The 15,680-nt window shown below is 37.6% G+C and carries 15 protein-coding genes; 8 read left to right on the top strand and 7 right to left on the bottom strand.

The window, feature by feature from the left end:
* Positions 1 to 6: 6 nt before the first annotated feature.
* Both AC3E9U_RS03000 and AC3E9U_RS02995 read right to left on the bottom strand, forming a co-directional pair.
* Positions 7 to 1,092 carry an efflux RND transporter periplasmic adaptor subunit gene (locus AC3E9U_RS03000; RefSeq protein ID WP_488745422.1) on the bottom strand — a complete coding sequence of 362 codons (1,086 nt, stop codon included), beginning with the start codon at positions 1,090 to 1,092 and terminating at the stop codon, positions 7 to 9.
* Between the two features lie 125 nt (positions 1,093 to 1,217).
* Complete coding sequence (locus AC3E9U_RS02995; protein WP_488745421.1) at positions 1,218 to 1,631, bottom strand: hypothetical protein; 414 nt, start codon at positions 1,629 to 1,631, stop codon at positions 1,218 to 1,220.
* Positions 1,632 to 1,918: 287 nt separating this feature from the next.
* On the opposite strand from AC3E9U_RS02995, the gene capB reads away from it, so the two are divergent.
* On the top strand, positions 1,919 to 3,178 hold the full coding sequence (capB, locus tag AC3E9U_RS02990; RefSeq protein ID WP_488745420.1) for a cysteate-C-fatty acyltransferase: 1,260 nt from the start codon (positions 1,919 to 1,921) through the stop codon (positions 3,176 to 3,178).
* A 316-nt stretch (positions 3,179 to 3,494) separates the two neighbouring features.
* Here capB and AC3E9U_RS02985 read toward each other — a convergent pair whose 3' ends face one another.
* Entirely contained in the window at positions 3,495 to 4,613 is a 1,119-nt protein-coding gene (locus tag AC3E9U_RS02985; protein WP_488745419.1) for a GTP cyclohydrolase, read from the bottom strand.
* A 2-nt stretch (positions 4,614 to 4,615) separates the two neighbouring features.
* Positions 4,616 to 5,569, bottom strand: a complete 954-nt coding sequence (locus tag AC3E9U_RS02980) for a transporter (RefSeq protein ID WP_488745418.1) — start codon at positions 5,567 to 5,569, stop codon at positions 4,616 to 4,618.
* A gap of 128 nt (positions 5,570 to 5,697) precedes the next feature.
* On the opposite strand from AC3E9U_RS02980, the gene AC3E9U_RS02975 reads away from it, so the two are divergent.
* The 4 genes from AC3E9U_RS02975 (at position 5,698) to AC3E9U_RS02960 (ending at position 10,181) form a co-directional block, all read left to right on the top strand.
* Positions 5,698 to 5,961: a hypothetical protein gene (locus AC3E9U_RS02975; protein WP_488745417.1), complete on the top strand. Its 264-nt coding sequence runs from the start codon at positions 5,698 to 5,700 to the stop codon at positions 5,959 to 5,961.
* 103 nt (positions 5,962 to 6,064) lie between these two features.
* Entirely contained in the window at positions 6,065 to 8,497 is a 2,433-nt protein-coding gene (locus AC3E9U_RS02970; RefSeq protein WP_488745416.1) for a YfhO family protein, read from the top strand.
* A 34-nt stretch (positions 8,498 to 8,531) separates the two neighbouring features.
* Positions 8,532 to 8,903, top strand: coding sequence for a fluoride efflux transporter CrcB (gene crcB, locus AC3E9U_RS02965; RefSeq protein WP_488745415.1), 372 nt, complete (start codon positions 8,532 to 8,534; stop codon positions 8,901 to 8,903).
* On the top strand, positions 8,904 to 10,181 hold the full coding sequence (locus AC3E9U_RS02960; RefSeq protein ID WP_488745414.1) for a glycosyltransferase family 4 protein: 1,278 nt from the start codon (positions 8,904 to 8,906) through the stop codon (positions 10,179 to 10,181). It abuts the gene before it with no gap.
* A gap of 47 nt (positions 10,182 to 10,228) precedes the next feature.
* Here AC3E9U_RS02960 and AC3E9U_RS02955 read toward each other — a convergent pair whose 3' ends face one another.
* Positions 10,229 to 11,230: an SIMPL domain-containing protein gene (locus AC3E9U_RS02955; RefSeq protein WP_488745413.1), complete on the bottom strand. Its 1,002-nt coding sequence runs from the start codon at positions 11,228 to 11,230 to the stop codon at positions 10,229 to 10,231.
* A 200-nt stretch (positions 11,231 to 11,430) separates the two neighbouring features.
* Between AC3E9U_RS02955 and AC3E9U_RS02950 the strand changes: the two genes are divergently transcribed.
* Complete coding sequence (locus AC3E9U_RS02950; protein WP_488745412.1) at positions 11,431 to 12,297, top strand: hypothetical protein; 867 nt, start codon at positions 11,431 to 11,433, stop codon at positions 12,295 to 12,297.
* A gap of 1 nt (position 12,298) precedes the next feature.
* Positions 12,299 to 12,862, top strand: a complete 564-nt coding sequence (locus AC3E9U_RS02945) for a hypothetical protein (RefSeq protein WP_488745411.1) — start codon at positions 12,299 to 12,301, stop codon at positions 12,860 to 12,862.
* Positions 12,863 to 12,925: 63 nt separating this feature from the next.
* On the opposite strand, the gene AC3E9U_RS02940 is transcribed toward AC3E9U_RS02945, so the two are convergent.
* The gene (locus tag AC3E9U_RS02940) at positions 12,926 to 13,642 is read right to left on the bottom strand and encodes a hypothetical protein (RefSeq protein ID WP_488745410.1); all 717 of its coding nucleotides are present in this window, start codon (positions 13,640 to 13,642) and stop codon (positions 12,926 to 12,928) included.
* Between the two features lie 238 nt (positions 13,643 to 13,880).
* Positions 13,881 to 14,273: a VOC family protein gene (locus AC3E9U_RS02935; protein ID WP_488745409.1), complete on the bottom strand. Its 393-nt coding sequence runs from the start codon at positions 14,271 to 14,273 to the stop codon at positions 13,881 to 13,883.
* A gap of 112 nt (positions 14,274 to 14,385) precedes the next feature.
* Here AC3E9U_RS02935 and AC3E9U_RS02930 point away from each other — a divergent pair, with 112 nt between their 5' ends.
* A complete protein-coding gene (locus AC3E9U_RS02930; RefSeq protein ID WP_488745408.1) occupies positions 14,386 to 15,573 on the top strand; it encodes a M28 family peptidase in 1,188 nt (395 codons plus the stop codon).
* Positions 15,574 to 15,680 lie beyond the last annotated feature (107 nt).

Here is a 15,680-nt window from a genome sequence, read left to right as displayed (position 1 = left end):
ATGAAATTATTCAGCGTATAAGCCTAGATTTGACATTACAGATGCCGCATCAACTTTTTTATACTCGATTTTTTCGTTCTCTTTCACAAGACCTAATCCTTCAAGAAGAATTTTATCACCTTCTGCCAAACCGCTGCTAATAGCAAAAAGATGCGGTAATTCAGCAGCAATCGTAATAGGTCGTGAGTGTATCACATTGTTTTTGTCTACTACGTAAACATATTTTTTGTCAAGTACTTCGAAAGTTGATTTCTGTGGTACCAATAAAGCATTTTTTAACGGAATGGTAGTTTGAACACTTCCTGTTTCTCCGTGTCTTAATAAGGCTTTCGGGTTAGGGAAGGTAGCTCTGAACGATATATTTCCGGTTTCGTTATTGAAATCTGCTTCGATGGTTTCCACAACTCCGTTGTAATCAAAATATTGATTATTAGCCATTAATAATTTTACAACGGTTTTCTCGTTGCCTTTTACTTTTGCCTTATAATCTAAATATTCTGCTTCAGGAACATTGTAATATACCCACATTTTACTGTTGTCGGACAATTCTGTTAATAGATCTCCTTCTTCCAACAAACTACCTAATCGTACATGGAATTTATCGATAAATCCATCAAAAGGCGCTCTGATCTCGGTAAACTGCAAATGTACTTTGGTCAGGGCTAACTCGGCTTTAGCTTTGTCTAATTTTGCTTTAGCCATTGCTAATTCACTAGGAGCAACAACGTTTTTCTCTGCCAATCGTTTAGTGTTCTGATATTCGATCTCAGTAAAATTAACTTCAGCCTGCGTTTTTTGAACTTCAGCCTGATAAAGGTTCGGCATGATCTGGAACAGTAATTGTCCCTTTCTTACGAATTGTCCTTCATCAACATAAATTTTCTGTAAATAACCTCTTTCCTGAGCTCTTAATTCAATGTGGTTGATAGAATGAATCTGACACACATAAGACTTGGTAACTAAGGTGTCTTTCTTTATTGGATTAGTAACCAGGAAATTATTTTTTTCTTCTTTTTTTTCTTTGTCGGTGTTGCAGCTTGTGTTTAAGATAAGACCACACAAGCTAATAAGCAACAAAAGTCTTTTAGCCATAATTATAAAAATGGAATGATTATATAAGTAAATAGAAATAGAGGGACACCGCCTTCTTTCGGAAAAAAGAAAGTTTTGCTTACTTAATAAGGTTTATGGTGTCGATACAAGGCAGACTTATAAAATCATATCCTGAAGACGCAGAAAATAATGCGAAGGGATTGCATCTTTTCTAAATATAAAATATGCTTGCAGGGTGCTAAGCCATTTTGTATTTGTGTACTGAAATTTCCTGATGAGTGTGTGTAGAAGTAATTTTCAAAGAAGTTGAAATTACCGGGAACGTATAAAGCATGAGAATCTTCGGTTTCATTTTCATTTTCCGAAAGCTCGATCTTATCTTTATCTGTCTTCTGAACAAAGTAAGGTTGTCTGAGAACGGAAACCGATTCGAATTCCACAACCAATTCTGTCGGATCCTGAAAAGTGGTCTGTGATTCCGAAAAAGGAGCCGTGGACTTAAATGTATTAGCGAACGATTGGTTGCTAATCATTAAAGCCGTCGAAAGAATCAGTATGTAACTTAACAGTTTTTTCATAACAGAAGCGCAAAAGTAATTAAACTTTTTTGTTGCGGAAATTTAATAGGAATAAATTATTGTTAAAATAAATTAACGTTTTTGCAAAGAAATGGAAAGGCCGCTTAGGAGTTTTCAGTAGAAATCAGAACTAAATTAAGTACTTAAAATGCGGTTTATCCAACTGATTTATCCGTTAAATTTTGGGCACGAATTTTAGTTTTTAAAAATTGTAATTTATTATGATAGAAGAATAGAAATAATTACTTTTGGAGCGATTAAAAATCAGATTTATACCTATTTGAATTATGGCTAAAGATTTATTTGAAAGAATACAGAACAATAAAGGTCCTTTAGGAAAATGGGCTTCACAAGCAGAAGGATACTATGTGTTTCCGAAATTGGAAGGAGAATTAGGACCGAGAATGCAGTTCCACGGAAAAGAAATTTTGAACTGGTCTATCAATGATTATTTAGGATTGGCAAACCATCCTGAAGTTCGCAAAGCGGATATTGAAGCAGCACAGAGATACGGTGCAGCTTATCCGATGGGAGCGAGAATGATGTCAGGACATACAACATACCATGAGCAGTTGGAAAATGAATTGGCTGCTTTTGTAATGAAGGAATCAGCTTATTTATTGAATTTCGGTTACCAGGGAATGGTATCTATTATTGATGCTTTGGTAACTAAAAACGATATTATCGTATACGACGTGGATTCACACGCTTGTATCATTGACGGTGTTCGTTTGCATATGGGTAAACGTTTTACTTACAAACACAATGATTTGGAGAGCATGGAGAAAAATCTTCAGCGTGCTACTAAAATGGCTGATGAAACCGGCGGAGGAATCCTTTTCATTACAGAAGGTGTTTTTGGTATGCGTGGTCAGCAAGGTAAGCTGAAAGAAATCGTAGCCATGAAAGAAAGATACAACTTCCGTTTGTTGGTTGACGATGCACACGGTTTCGGAACACTTGGTAAAACAGGTGCTGGAGCAGGTGAGGAGCAAGGTTGTCAGGACGGAATTGATGTTTATTTTTCAACATTCGCAAAATCGATGGCTAACATCGGAGCATTCGTTGCGGCTGATAAAGACGTTATTGACTATTTAAAATATAACCTGCGTTCACAAATGTTCGCAAAAGCATTACCGATGATCCAGACTATCGGTTCATTGAAACGTTTGGAGCTGTTGCGTAATTCTTCTGAAATCAAAGATAAACTTTGGGAGAATGTAAACACGTTACAAAACGGTTTAAAATCAAGAGGATTCAATATCGGAGATACCAATACTTGTATCACACCGGTTTATCTGGAAGGTTCTATTCCGGAAGCGATGGTAATGGTGAATGATTTACGTGAGAACTATGGGATTTTCCTTTCGATCGTAGTATATCCGGTTATTCCTAAAGGCATTATCTTATTGCGTATGATTCCTACAGCATCGCATACTTTACAAGATATCAACGAAACTTTAACTGCTTTTGAGGCGATCCGTGAAAAGCTTGTAAATGGTACCTATAAGCAGATTGCACAGGAAACTACAGTAGATGTTTCATAAAGAAAATTAATTCTTACAAATAAAAAAACCATTCGTTTTACCGGATGGTTTTTTTTATTTTTTTTAACAAATAGTGATTTTCTTCGTTAACTGAGTGTGGGGTTTTACAAACTAAAAAATGACATTCAGAAGATAGGGAAAAATGGCACTACGTTTTCCCGCTATCTTTGATGAAAATTAAAGCCCCCGACCCCATGAAAACATTATTCAAAAAAGACCGTACCGAAACCATGTTACTTATAATGTATGCAATAGTGATTGCATCTGTATTGTTTTCATTAGTGTAACGTAATTTCTTCAGATTTTCGGCGGATATTTAAATGTCTTTCCTGTAGGTCCTTCTTCTTTTATGGATTTTCGGATCAAAGTTTTTCCAAAGATTGTGCATAGCGTGATTCTCTTCTAATTCAGGAGTTCGAATGAATTTTTTGATTTTTTTCTCCTGGAATACTTTGTAGAAATCATCAAAGATTACAGCCGTTATTCCTTTATTGTGGTATTCGGGATGCACACCTATCAGATAAAAAACCACTTCTCTGGATTTCTTTTTTGCATGCAGCAAATGAAGGAAACCAAACGGGAATAATTTTCCTTTAGCTTTTTGTAAAGCAGCTTCGTAGGAAGGCATTACAATGGTGAAAGCAATGATTTTATCGTTACCGTCAACGACGAATTTAATATATTCCGGGTTAACAAAGCTGATGTACTTTTTCTTGAAATAGTCCTGCATTTCCTTACTTAGGGGAACAAACGACTGCAAACCGGTATAGGCTGCATTGAATAAATCAAACATCTGATCCACATAAGGCATTACCTCGGAGTTCTTCTTAAATTCCAGTGTCCTTAAACCGTAACGTTCCCTGATCATTTTGCTGGCCCGCTGGAAAGGTGCCGGGTTGATGGCATCCATGGTAAACCAACTCTCGTAAAATTCTTTTTCAGGAACCATTCCCAGTTTTTCGAAATGTTCTTTGTAGTAAGGCATGCTGTACCAGGAAATCATGGTTCCCATCTGATCAAAACCCTCAGTTAAAACACCGACTTTATCCAAATTAGAAAAACCCATAGGACCTTCGATGTGATCCATCTGATGTTTATGACCTAATTCAACAGCTTTATCGAGTAAAGCTTTAGTAACTTCAATGTCGTCAATAACATCAAACCAGCCAAAGCGTACTTTCTTTTTGCCCAGCAGATTTACTTCATCCCAATTGATCATGGTCGCAATTTTCCCGACAATTTTGTTGTCCTTGTACGCCAGATAAAAATGAGCTTCGGCACTCTTGAACGCCGGATTTTTGGCAGCGTCAAACGATTCCAATTCGTCTGAAATTATAGGGGGGATCCAATAGGGGTTGTCCTTGAAAATTTCAAAAGAAAACAATACAAACTCTCTGAGTTCTTTTTTGGAGCCGACTTCTTTAATGGTAATCATAATTATTTTACTTCGTCTGAACGTTTTTTCTTTTCTTCTTCTATTTTTTTGCCTTGTGAATCGCCTTTTACTTCTTTACCGCCTTTGATCTCGATTGGTTTGTAGCTCTTGTCAAAACGCCATGAGAATCCTACCGCACCGGTAAAGATAGATGGTGTGTTTTTGATACTTGTTCCGACGGAAGCATCAATTTGCATATTTTTCTTTAGCAGGTATGCTGCACCTCCTCTAAAAATACAGTCGGCATACCAATCACTTTTATAGCCCTGATTTTCTAAAAACACAGACCAATTTTCATTAATTCCGCGGCTCAGTGTTAAAATGTAGCCGTAAGTCGGATAATCGGTGGTGAATTTGTCGGCAATAAGGTTTGTGGTCAATACGGTTCGGCTGCCGAAGTGGTTCTGAAGCAATAACATTACTTTCGGACTGACGCTCGGATCCGTTGGGAAAGTATATGGATTATCGCCCGGATTAAAATTAGCGCCGATATAACCGCCGATAGCAGGTCTTAATTTTCTCCATTTGAATTTATGTTCGGCTTTCCAACTGTAAACGTTTACTTTTTCCACATAGTTTTTCCACGGATCATAAAATAAATATTTGGCACCCACCGTCAATTGTCGGAATCCATTTCGATCTTCCTGAAAGCCCCCGGGAGCGGTGTACGTGTCTTTTTGATATTGCATCTCGGCAATGAACTCCAGCTGCTCAAAAAATGCTCCGTATCGCGCCACTAATTCCAGTCCGAAACCTTTTGACTCCCATTCCTGAAGATCATGTTCTTCTTTGGTGTAATAAATGCCGGTTTCGGCCTGAATTACTTTTTTTCCTATTGAGAACGCGCCAAAGGATTTTCCCGGACGGTTCGAATTAATTTCATCGGTATGTTGAGCGATTGCAATTCCTGACGTAATAAGTAAAAAACCAAGGAGTTTCGATTTTAATTGGAGCATAGGGTTATAATTTGTTTAAATTTTAAAGGTATCAGTTGTCCAAAAATAGTTATTTTATTATTATTTTAAGAAAGTCATCTTATTTTTAAATGTAGCTTTGCTTAAATTTGATAAAATTTTGATTCAGGATGGAAACAGCATCATTTACAGGTTTGATAAGAGTATTACTTTGGATCTTTTTCATATACTACGCACTGAAATTCATTATGCGTCTCATGGCACCGTATTTTCTACAGCAGGTAGTTAAAAAAGCGGAAGAAAATTTCAGACATCAACAACAAAATTACCAACAGCAGCAATCACAATCCAATACCCATTCGTCTGCTCAGGCCGAAATGCCGAAAGAGAAGAAGAAAGTCGGTGAGTATATTGATTTTGAAGAAATTGAATAGTTTAAATTAAAACGAATAACAGCCGAGTTATTCGTTTTCTTTTTTTAAAGGGTTTTTATTGTTACTTTAGCCTGATTTTTAAGCCAATTGAAGCAGAAAAAACATGAAAAACCTGAACAAGATTTATCCTTATTTATTAGTCGTAATCGGCTTTACAGTAATTTCCATTCTATATTTTTATCCGGTAATGCAGGGTAAAAAAGTGTTTCAGAGTGACATCGCTCAGTACACCGGAATGGCGAAAGAGCAAAACGACTTCAGAAAGGAAACCGGTGAAGAACCTTATTGGACAAACAGTGCTTTCGGAGGGATGCCGACCTATCAGTTGGGAGCCAATTATCCGCACAACTATATCAAGCAATTGGATGATGTGATTCGTTTTTTACCACGTCCTGCGGATTATCTTTTCCTTTATTTTATTGGATTTTTCATTTTGCTGAAAGCTTTAAAAGTAGACAATCTTAAAGCCTTTTTCGGGGCACTCGCTTTCGGTTTTTCCACCTATATGATTATTATTCTCGGCGTAGGACACAATGCTAAAGCGCATGCGATTGCCTATATGCCAATGGTCGTGGCCGGTGTAATTATGGTTTATCAGAGGCGCTATTTGGCGGGCGGATTATTGACGATGATTGCCGCTGCTTTCGAAATCAATGCAAACCACTTCCAAATGACCTTTTACCTGCTTTTATTTTTACTGGTAATTGCGGTTTATTTTAAAATCCAATACATTAAAGAAAAGGATTTCAAGGGACTGTGGAAGGCTTTTGGTGTTTTTATTATTGCCGGAATCCTGGCTGTCGGAGCTAACGCAACGAACTTAATGGCTACATCAGAATATGCTAAGAATTCGACACGTAGCGACAGTGAATTAACGTTTTCAGCAGACGGAAAGAAAGCAGAGAATAATAATGCAATGTCCTATGAATATATCACGGAATACAGTTATGGTATAGGGGAAAGTTTAAATTTGATCGCACCGCGTTTGTTTGGTGGTTCCAACCATGAGAACGTAGGCGAAGGATCTCCAATGTACGAATTCGTTCTGGGTCAGGGCGCATCTCCGACAGAAGCTAAAGATTTTGCATCAGCGGTGCCAACATACTGGGGAGCTCAGCCAATTGTGGCAGCACCAGCCTATATCGGAGCAATCGTGTTCTTCCTTTTCGTTCTGGGAATGTTCATCGACAAACGTAAAATCAAATATGCCTTTTTAGCGGGAGCTGTATTTTCGTTACTGCTGTCTTGGGGTAAATATTTCCCACTTTTGACGGATTTTTTCATCGATTTCGTACCGATGTACAACAAATTCAGAGCCGTTTCTTCTATTCAGGTAATTTTGGAATTGTGTATGCCGGTAATGGCAATATTAGGAATGCAGGCTTTCTTCAATGCCGAAGAAAAAGAGCGTTTCAAGGCATTATGGATGACAGCTGCAACCACTTTGGGAATCATTGTTGTACTGTTCCTGTTTAAAGGGATGTTCAGTTTTACTGGTGGTTCCGACAGTATGTACCTGCAGATGTATGGTGAAATGGGACCTCCTTTCATCAGTGCACTGAAAGAACAACGCCAGGAAATGTATTCTTCCGATCTAATGCGTTCCGCAATTTTAATGATCTTGGTGGCAGTGGTGCTTTGGTTCTATATCAAAAACAAACTATCAGAACTTGCAGCTATCATTATTGTTGGGGTTTTGATGGTGGGTGATTTGTTCTTCGTAGATAAGAATTATGTGAATAACGACAGTTTTGTTTCGGCACGTCAGGCAGACATTCCTTTTGAAGCGACACCGGCGGATCAACACATTTTGGCCGATACAACTAATTACCGCGTGTTTGAGGTAGAAGGTAATATGGCGAGTGCAAGAGCATCTTATTTCCATAAATCAATTGGTGGATATCACGCAGCAAAACCTAGAAAAATGCAGCAGTTGTTCGATTACCAGATTGCAAAAAACAATATCGGTGTGCTGAACATGCTGAATGTGAAATACATTATTCAGAAAGACGAGCAAGGGCAGGACATGCCAATGACCAATCCGAATGTCAATGGAAATGCTTGGTTCGTTAGTGAAGTTAAACTGGTAAATTCAGCCGATGAGGAAATGAAAGGGCTGGACAAACTGGATACAAAGAAAACGGCAATTGTAAACCAAAAAGAGTTTGCAGGTGCGGTGAAAGCTACTTCATTGGTAAAAGACAGTCTGGCAACGATCGAACTGAAACTTTACAAACCGAATCATATAAAATACGTTTCAAATAATACCAATGCAGGTGTGGCCGTTTTCTCGGAAATCTATTATCCAAAAGGTTGGATTGCTACTATCGATGGTAAGGAAACCAATATTTTCTGTGCTGATTATGTGTTGAGAGCCATCAATGTTCCGGCAGGAAAACACACTATAGAATTCAAATTTGAACCTCAGGTGGTGAAAACCGGAGGCATGATTTCGTTATTCAGTTTCATCGGAATGTTGATGTTAACAGGTTTCGGAATTTTTACTGAAATTAAGAGAAAAGAGAATAAGGAATAAGAAACAAGGTTGCACTTTGTAATTCGTAATTAAATTGAGAACTATTTTATTAATAGCATTGGGTGGTGGTTTAGGTAGTGTTTTTCGTTACCTGACAGCGCAATGGGTTAATAAATATACTCAACTGTTTTTTCCATATGCAACTTTTATAACCAATGTCTTAGGATGTTTTCTTATTGGGTTGTTTTTGGGTTGGATGGAAAAAAATAATGTCACTAATCCTGATCTAAAATTCTTTCTGGTAACAGGTTTTTGTGGAGGATACACAACTTTTTCAACATTTTCCAACGAGAACATACAGTTGTTCAATGCTAATCAGACCGGAACGGCGTTTTTGTATATCGGATTGAGTGTGGTTTTAGGATTAGCCGCAACTTTGGCTGGACTAACGGTTTCAAAATTGTAAATGAAAAAAGTACTTATCATAACCTATTATTGGCCACCGGCAGGTGGTCCCGGCGTTCAGCGTTGGTTAAAGTTTGTGAAGTATCTGCCTGATTTCGGAATCGAACCAATAGTTTACATTCCTGAAAATCCGACCTATCCCTTACTGGATGAAAAATTACTTTCGGAGGTATCTTCTAACGTAACTATTCTTAAAAATAAGATTATTGAGCCGTATGCCTGGGCGTCGGTTTTTTCAAAAAAGAGCACAAAAAAGATCAGTTCCGGAATCATTCCCAACCAGAAAAAGCAATCGTTCGTTCAGAAAATGATGCTTTGGATAAGAGGAAATATTTTTATTCCTGACGCAAGGGTTCTATGGGTAAAACCATCAGTTGCCTATTTATCGAAATACATTCAGGAACACGGAATTGACACCATAATTACTACCGGTCCGCCGCACAGTCTGCATTTGATCGGTTTAGAATTAAAAGCAAAACTCAATGTAAAATGGGTAGCGGATTTTCGTGACCCGTGGACAACCATTGGTTATCATAAGGCATTAAAGTTATCAGCTTCATCGGCTGCAAAGCATAAAATGATGGAATCTGAAGTGATGAATACTGCAGATTTTCTTCTGGTCACAAGTCCAACAACAAAGAAAGAGTTTGAGGCAATCACGATAAAGCCGATTCACGTTATTACCAATGGTTATGATGTGGAAAATGTGAGCCGACAGCCTTTGGATGAGAAATTCACTCTGGCGCATATCGGTTCGTTTTTATCCGAAAGAAATCCCAGGATTTTATGGGAAGCACTTCAGGAATTGATTCATGAAAATGGGAAGTTTAGGGATGTCTTCGAGCTGAAGTTGATTGGCGCCATCAGTCAGGAAGTTTTAGATACCATAACCGAATTTGAGTTGGATGACTATCTCAATAATCTCGGATATGTGTCGCATCAGGAAGCTTTGGAACACCAACGTAAATCGCAGGTTTTGTTGCTTATCGAAATCGATTCGGAAGAGACTAAAAGTATCATTCCCGGAAAACTGTTTGAATATATGGTTTCCGAACGACCGATTTTAGCGATTGGACCGAAAGATGCCGACTTCGCAATAATCCTAAAACAAACAAATACCGGGATTTTTGCTTTATACGATGAAAAGGAAAAGGTGAAAGAAGCAATTTTGAACTACTTCAATTTATACCAGGAAAACAATCTGAAAGTTCATCCGGTTGGTTTACAGCAATACAGTCGCAAGAACCTGACAAAGGAATTGGCGACGTTATTGCAATAAAAAATCCCGCGTCACATTGTCGCTTCACGGGATTCTTCTTAATTTCTCTATAAATTCAATGGTTTGATATCACCGGCAGGAGTGATGATGTAATATCGGTTGTTTCTGATGATCGTATTTTTAGGTAGCTGATCTTCTTTGAGTTTTATCTTGATGGTCATATCATAAAAAAGCTGAATAGTTGGTTCGGTAATTTCAGGATTGACAACGAAAGTGTGAGATTTGGACAAAGCCGCATCGTAAAATTGTGTGCTGTTTTTCTTCACTTGATTCACTTGGCTTTTCGGATCAAAATTGATGGAAGCCTGACTGTAAGCGGTATATGATTTATAGCTTTCCATCGGATAGACTGTATTGTAACCTTCTGTCAGCGTTTTTTCTTTTTTGAACAAATCAGTATTCATTATTGAAGAATAATTGGTGAGCATCTGCTTGTATTCTTCAAGCGCTTTTGCCTGAAGCACATCTCGGATCTGGTCAAGATTATTGGTAACATAATCTACCTTTGCCATATCGTAGATTTCCTGTTTGGCACAAATGTTCATGATTTTGTTCAGGTCGTTGGTATTTTTGTATTTGATAATCAGGTTTTTCTTCAGCTCAAATCCTGATGGTTTTTCATTGTAGGTTTTTGGATTAAAGATTTTTTTCTCGACTTGGTATTCGTAAGTTGGGATGAAGGTTATAATGTCGGATACTACATCAATATCTTTGTTGAACTCCTGAAGTTCCTTTACCACTTTGCCGATACGTTCATCAATAAGATTTGTTACTTCTTCCGCCGATTTGCCAATTTGAAGTACACTGAATACGGCTCGTTGCGCAGTAGCTTTTTCATTGTAAATCCCCTTGATGTTAATTATCATTTCATAATCGTTGGAGTAGGTGGTCTGAATGCTGTTCACTTCGCGATTCTGATACTGGTTGTTGTAATTGTAATTTCCCATTTCTTTCTGAGCGGTTTCGGAATTCACATTGCCCGAATGTTGTGCATGAACAGTTACAAAAGAAGTTGCAATGCATACGATGGTTAGCCATTTTGATTTCATAATGTTGGTTTTTAAAGTTTATAGGGCAAATGTATTTTTGGGTAGCGGATTGTTTACTGTAAAACCGGTTTCGACTTTCTGTAATGTTTTTTCAGTACATTTACAGTGCTTTTACAGTAAGAAAAATTAAGCGGGAACTACTTTTACAGCAGTTATTTATGACCGAATTGCAAGTGTTTTTTCATTTAAAACAAAGTGTTTTGGAAACGTATCAAAATCAGCATCCGTATTTTTCCGGAAGTTGGAAGACATTCAGTTCCCAGGATATTTTTAATCTGATCGATGCAATTCAGTTGAGTACAAAGCAGTCGGTAAGTGAGAAGTGGATTTACACCCATCTGAAACCGGAACACAATGAAAAGCTGCCCCGAAAAGACATGCTTGATATTTTGAGTCAGTATGTTGGTTTTTCGGGTTGGGACGAATTTAAATTTCAGTATCAGAAAACGGAATTAAATGATGAGAAAGCAGTCATTGTTCCCAAAAACAAGAAAAACAGAATGTTGTATGTTGCGGTCGCAGGTTTAGTTTTAGTCCTTGTCACTTTCCTTATAAAGAATATGTTTGTTCAACAAAAACAAACAATAGAATTGAAAGACACTTTTACCAAAGAGAAAATAACGACAGATGAAGTAAGTGCTTTTGTTGTGGAGGACTCTGTGGAGAAAGCAATTCCGGTAAAAAATGGTGTTTTGGAAGTTCGGGAGAAAGAAAATGTGGTTTTGAAAAGTCCGTTTTATGAATCCAAGCTAATTACGGTAAACCCCAATGAGGAACCTCAGGTAATTGAACTGAAACCGGACGACTACGGAATGATGTTGAAAGCGTTCATGCAATCCGATGTTAAAGATTGGGAAATCCGAAAAAAACAATTAGAGATGATCTTATCGGATGAACTTGAAGTAATGATAATGCTGAAAGATAATCTGGGAATTGAGTATTTTGATAAAAAAGAGTTCACACAACAATTAGTAGTACCGACGCCATCGCTTAAGCAACTTAAAATAGTGGTTTTGGAAAAAGACAGTGATAACAAAATTTCACTAATCCGATTAATTCAGAAGTAAGATGAAACAATACCTAAATTTATTGCTGGTGCTGAGTTCTGTTTTTTGTTTCGGGCAAAATGTTTCGAATAAGGAAACGAGTACCGAAGCGGCTGGTGTTAATAAAAAAATGCCCAAGCAAGCGATTCAGGCCAACTTCAATGTTGCGGCAATTGGCGTTTATCAGGAGAATGCGGAAGAAAAAATAAAAGATTTGTACAGTTATTTTCAAATGCTTTCAGGAAATGAAGCGGACGATTTTAAACTGCAGGTTGTTCAGAATATCAATGATCTTTTCGGAAGTTCTTCGATAGTGATGGATAATATTTTATTGGCTTCCGGATCCAAAATCAACCTTGACATTTTTTTACAGAAACTAAAAACTTCAAAACACAATATTCAGTTTTTGGGAATTGAAAAAAAGACGGTTCTTGAAAATAGTTTTCTGTTTACCTATACAATTCTGGTGGATTCCGAGAAGAAAACAGTTCAGCAGGAGGTGTTTTTTTACCCGACGCAAAAGCAATTCGGAGGCAAAACAAAGGAAGTCTGGAAGTATACTTTAGGATCGGTTAAAATGCAATAAAAAATCCCGGTTCACATTGCTGTTCCGCGGGACTTTAATTAACCAAACTTACCAACCAATTTATTATGTTCTCTTGTTTTTCTCTATTACTGTTTGTTCATCTTTTTTAACGGCATCGATTTCTTCTGAAGTCATTTTGGCTTTTGTTCCGTCGGCTTTGTAGTAATAGTAATCTTCTTCGTTATATCCTGAGCCGTTTTCGTATCCGTAATCGTTTCCATAATCCTGGTTGTCATAACTGTTTCCGCCATAAGTATAAGGGTTGTAGCTATAACCGTGACTCCATCCGTTTACATAACCAACTACATCGATGATGTGACCTCTTCTGTTGTACAGTATTCGTAAACCACCCACCTGTGTAAGTGCAAAGCTGTTGTATCGCATATAAACTGAACCCACACGTTTCACCCTGTTGTATCCGTCATAGTTGATAAATACATTTCCGATGCGTCGCACTCTGCCGAAGTTATCATGTTCAACACGTACACCGTAGTTAGCCGGACCATAATAAGCTGATGTGTGAACTCCGGGCGCTCCGTAGGTTGTGTTCACAGTTGCACGTCTTGGACCTGATGGGCGGGTGTTGAAATCAAACTGTCCGTCAGGGAAAACATAAAACTCGATGCCACGTTCCATGAAAACAATTGGTTCGGCATTTCTGTAATCTGCAGCATAACGCGGACCTTTGTCATTATTGTCAGAAAAAACAGGATTTTCTGACGCATAAGCCATACTTCCTACCAGAAGTATACTGGCTACTAAAAGAGTAATTTTCTTCATAATACAATAATTTAATAGTTTACCTACTCGTAACGTTTTTCGGTTTTCACGTTTCTGATTTTATTCAGAGTTTCATTTGGTAAGTGATATCCAATTTGCGTGCCAAAAAATGAAAAGATATTTTCGGTGTGAATTAAAATGATTGTAATTACTTGATTTTCAAAAAGATAATTTACAAAAAAAAATCCCGATTCTTTTTTGAAACGGGATTTCTGCGAAGACTGAATGTTGATTTTAATTATATTTTTTCGGCGAAGGCGATAACATGACCATCCGGATCAGAAAAATAACAAGCCCGGTCACCCCAGTTGCGTTCTTCAATTTCGCTGATAATTTTCGCTCCTGCTTTTACGGCATTTTCAAATTCAAAATGAATATTTTGAACCTGAAAATACAATTCACACCGCGGAATTCCATTTCCCGTTTTAGGATGTGGAGTTTTGTCAGCCAGTATTTTTGCAATTCCATCGTTTGGCATCAACCCTATTTTTAAATTTTCGGAGAGCATAAATTCTGTCATGCCGGGAACCTCTAATATGGGTTTGGTTCTGAAAAGTATTTCATAAAACCGGGAACTTGTTTGCTGATTGCTAACGTAAAGGATAAATTCTGACGAAAGGATATGTTTCATTTTTGCTTTAATAGTATTGTGATGAAAAAATATAAAAAAATGCAATCGATTAGTTAAATTTTTTTAAATTCGTAAACCAAAACTAACTGACTTAACTAAAACTAACAAGAAAATGAAGGTTTTTACCCGGAACACAGTAGTGTTTTTATTGGCAATCTTTGGTCTGCAAACCACCACAGCGCAGACATTCATCCAAAGATACGCAGATATTGTCAATCAGACTTCTCAAACTAACATCACCAACAATTTAACCCAATTTGAAGCTTTTGGTGTAAAAAGAAGGGGAACCACCGCACTGCAAAATACCTTAGATTGGTTAAAGAACAAATACCTGAGTTATGGTTACACCGCAGGACAGATGGTCGAAGATTCCTATTCTTATTCCGGTTTTACCTGTAAAAATCTGGTGCTGACAAAAATCGGAACTCTTTATCCCAACACCTATGTAATCATTTGCGGCCATTATGATTCTATCACCGGTTCGGGAACAAACGACAATGGCAGCGGAACAGCAGTACTACTTGAAGCTGCACGTTTGCTGCAAAATGTACCTACCGAGTATTCAATCAAATTCATCAATTTCAGTGGTGAAGAGGACGGATTGTACGGTAGTCAGCATTATGTGTCTTCAGTGGTAAACGGAACTACTCCGAAAATGGATATCAGACTGGTGTTTAACATTGATGAAGTAGGAGGTGTGGCCGGAATGACTAACAATAATATTACATGTGAAAGAGATACCGGAAGCCCGACCACTAATAATGCAGCGTCAAATACAATTACTAATGAACTGATTACTTGTGTTGGTCTGTATTCTCCGTTAAGTACAACTTTGTCGTATGCCTATGCTTCTGATTATATGCCTTTTGAAGATAATAATGAAGTAATCACCGGATTTTTCGAAACCAATGAAACGGCTTATGCACATACGGTAAATGATTTGCTGGTAAATATGGATCCGGTATATAATTATAAAGTGTCTAAAGCGGCTACAGGGGCTTTACTGCACTTTGCGCGAGCCAGTACAACCTTAACAAATAGTGAATTCAATGCCGATTTTCAGATTAGTTTCTTTCCCAATCCGACAAAAGGAAAATTAAATATTAATTTGGGAACCTTGCCGAAAAACAATTATACGTTTTCGTTGATTGATATCCAGGGGAAAGAGGTTTACAGGGATACCATAGCCAATGCCAGACAAATTGAAACAATTGATGTTTCCCGTTTTAATAGCGGAATTTATATGGGAGTTCTCGAAAGCGGCGAAACAAGAGTCACCAAAAAGATAGTTATCGAATAAATTATAGGGTCGAAACTGACTTCAAAGGCGTGTTGACCTTAAAAAAAAACAAGCGATTGTTGAATAGTGTATAAATGCTATTCTCAATCGCTTGTTAGATTATAAGA

The organism is Flavobacterium sp. 21.1 (assembly GCF_057801535.1).
The sequence above is the reverse complement of the archived record's forward strand: the minus strand, read 5'-3'. Positions and strand labels throughout refer to the sequence as shown.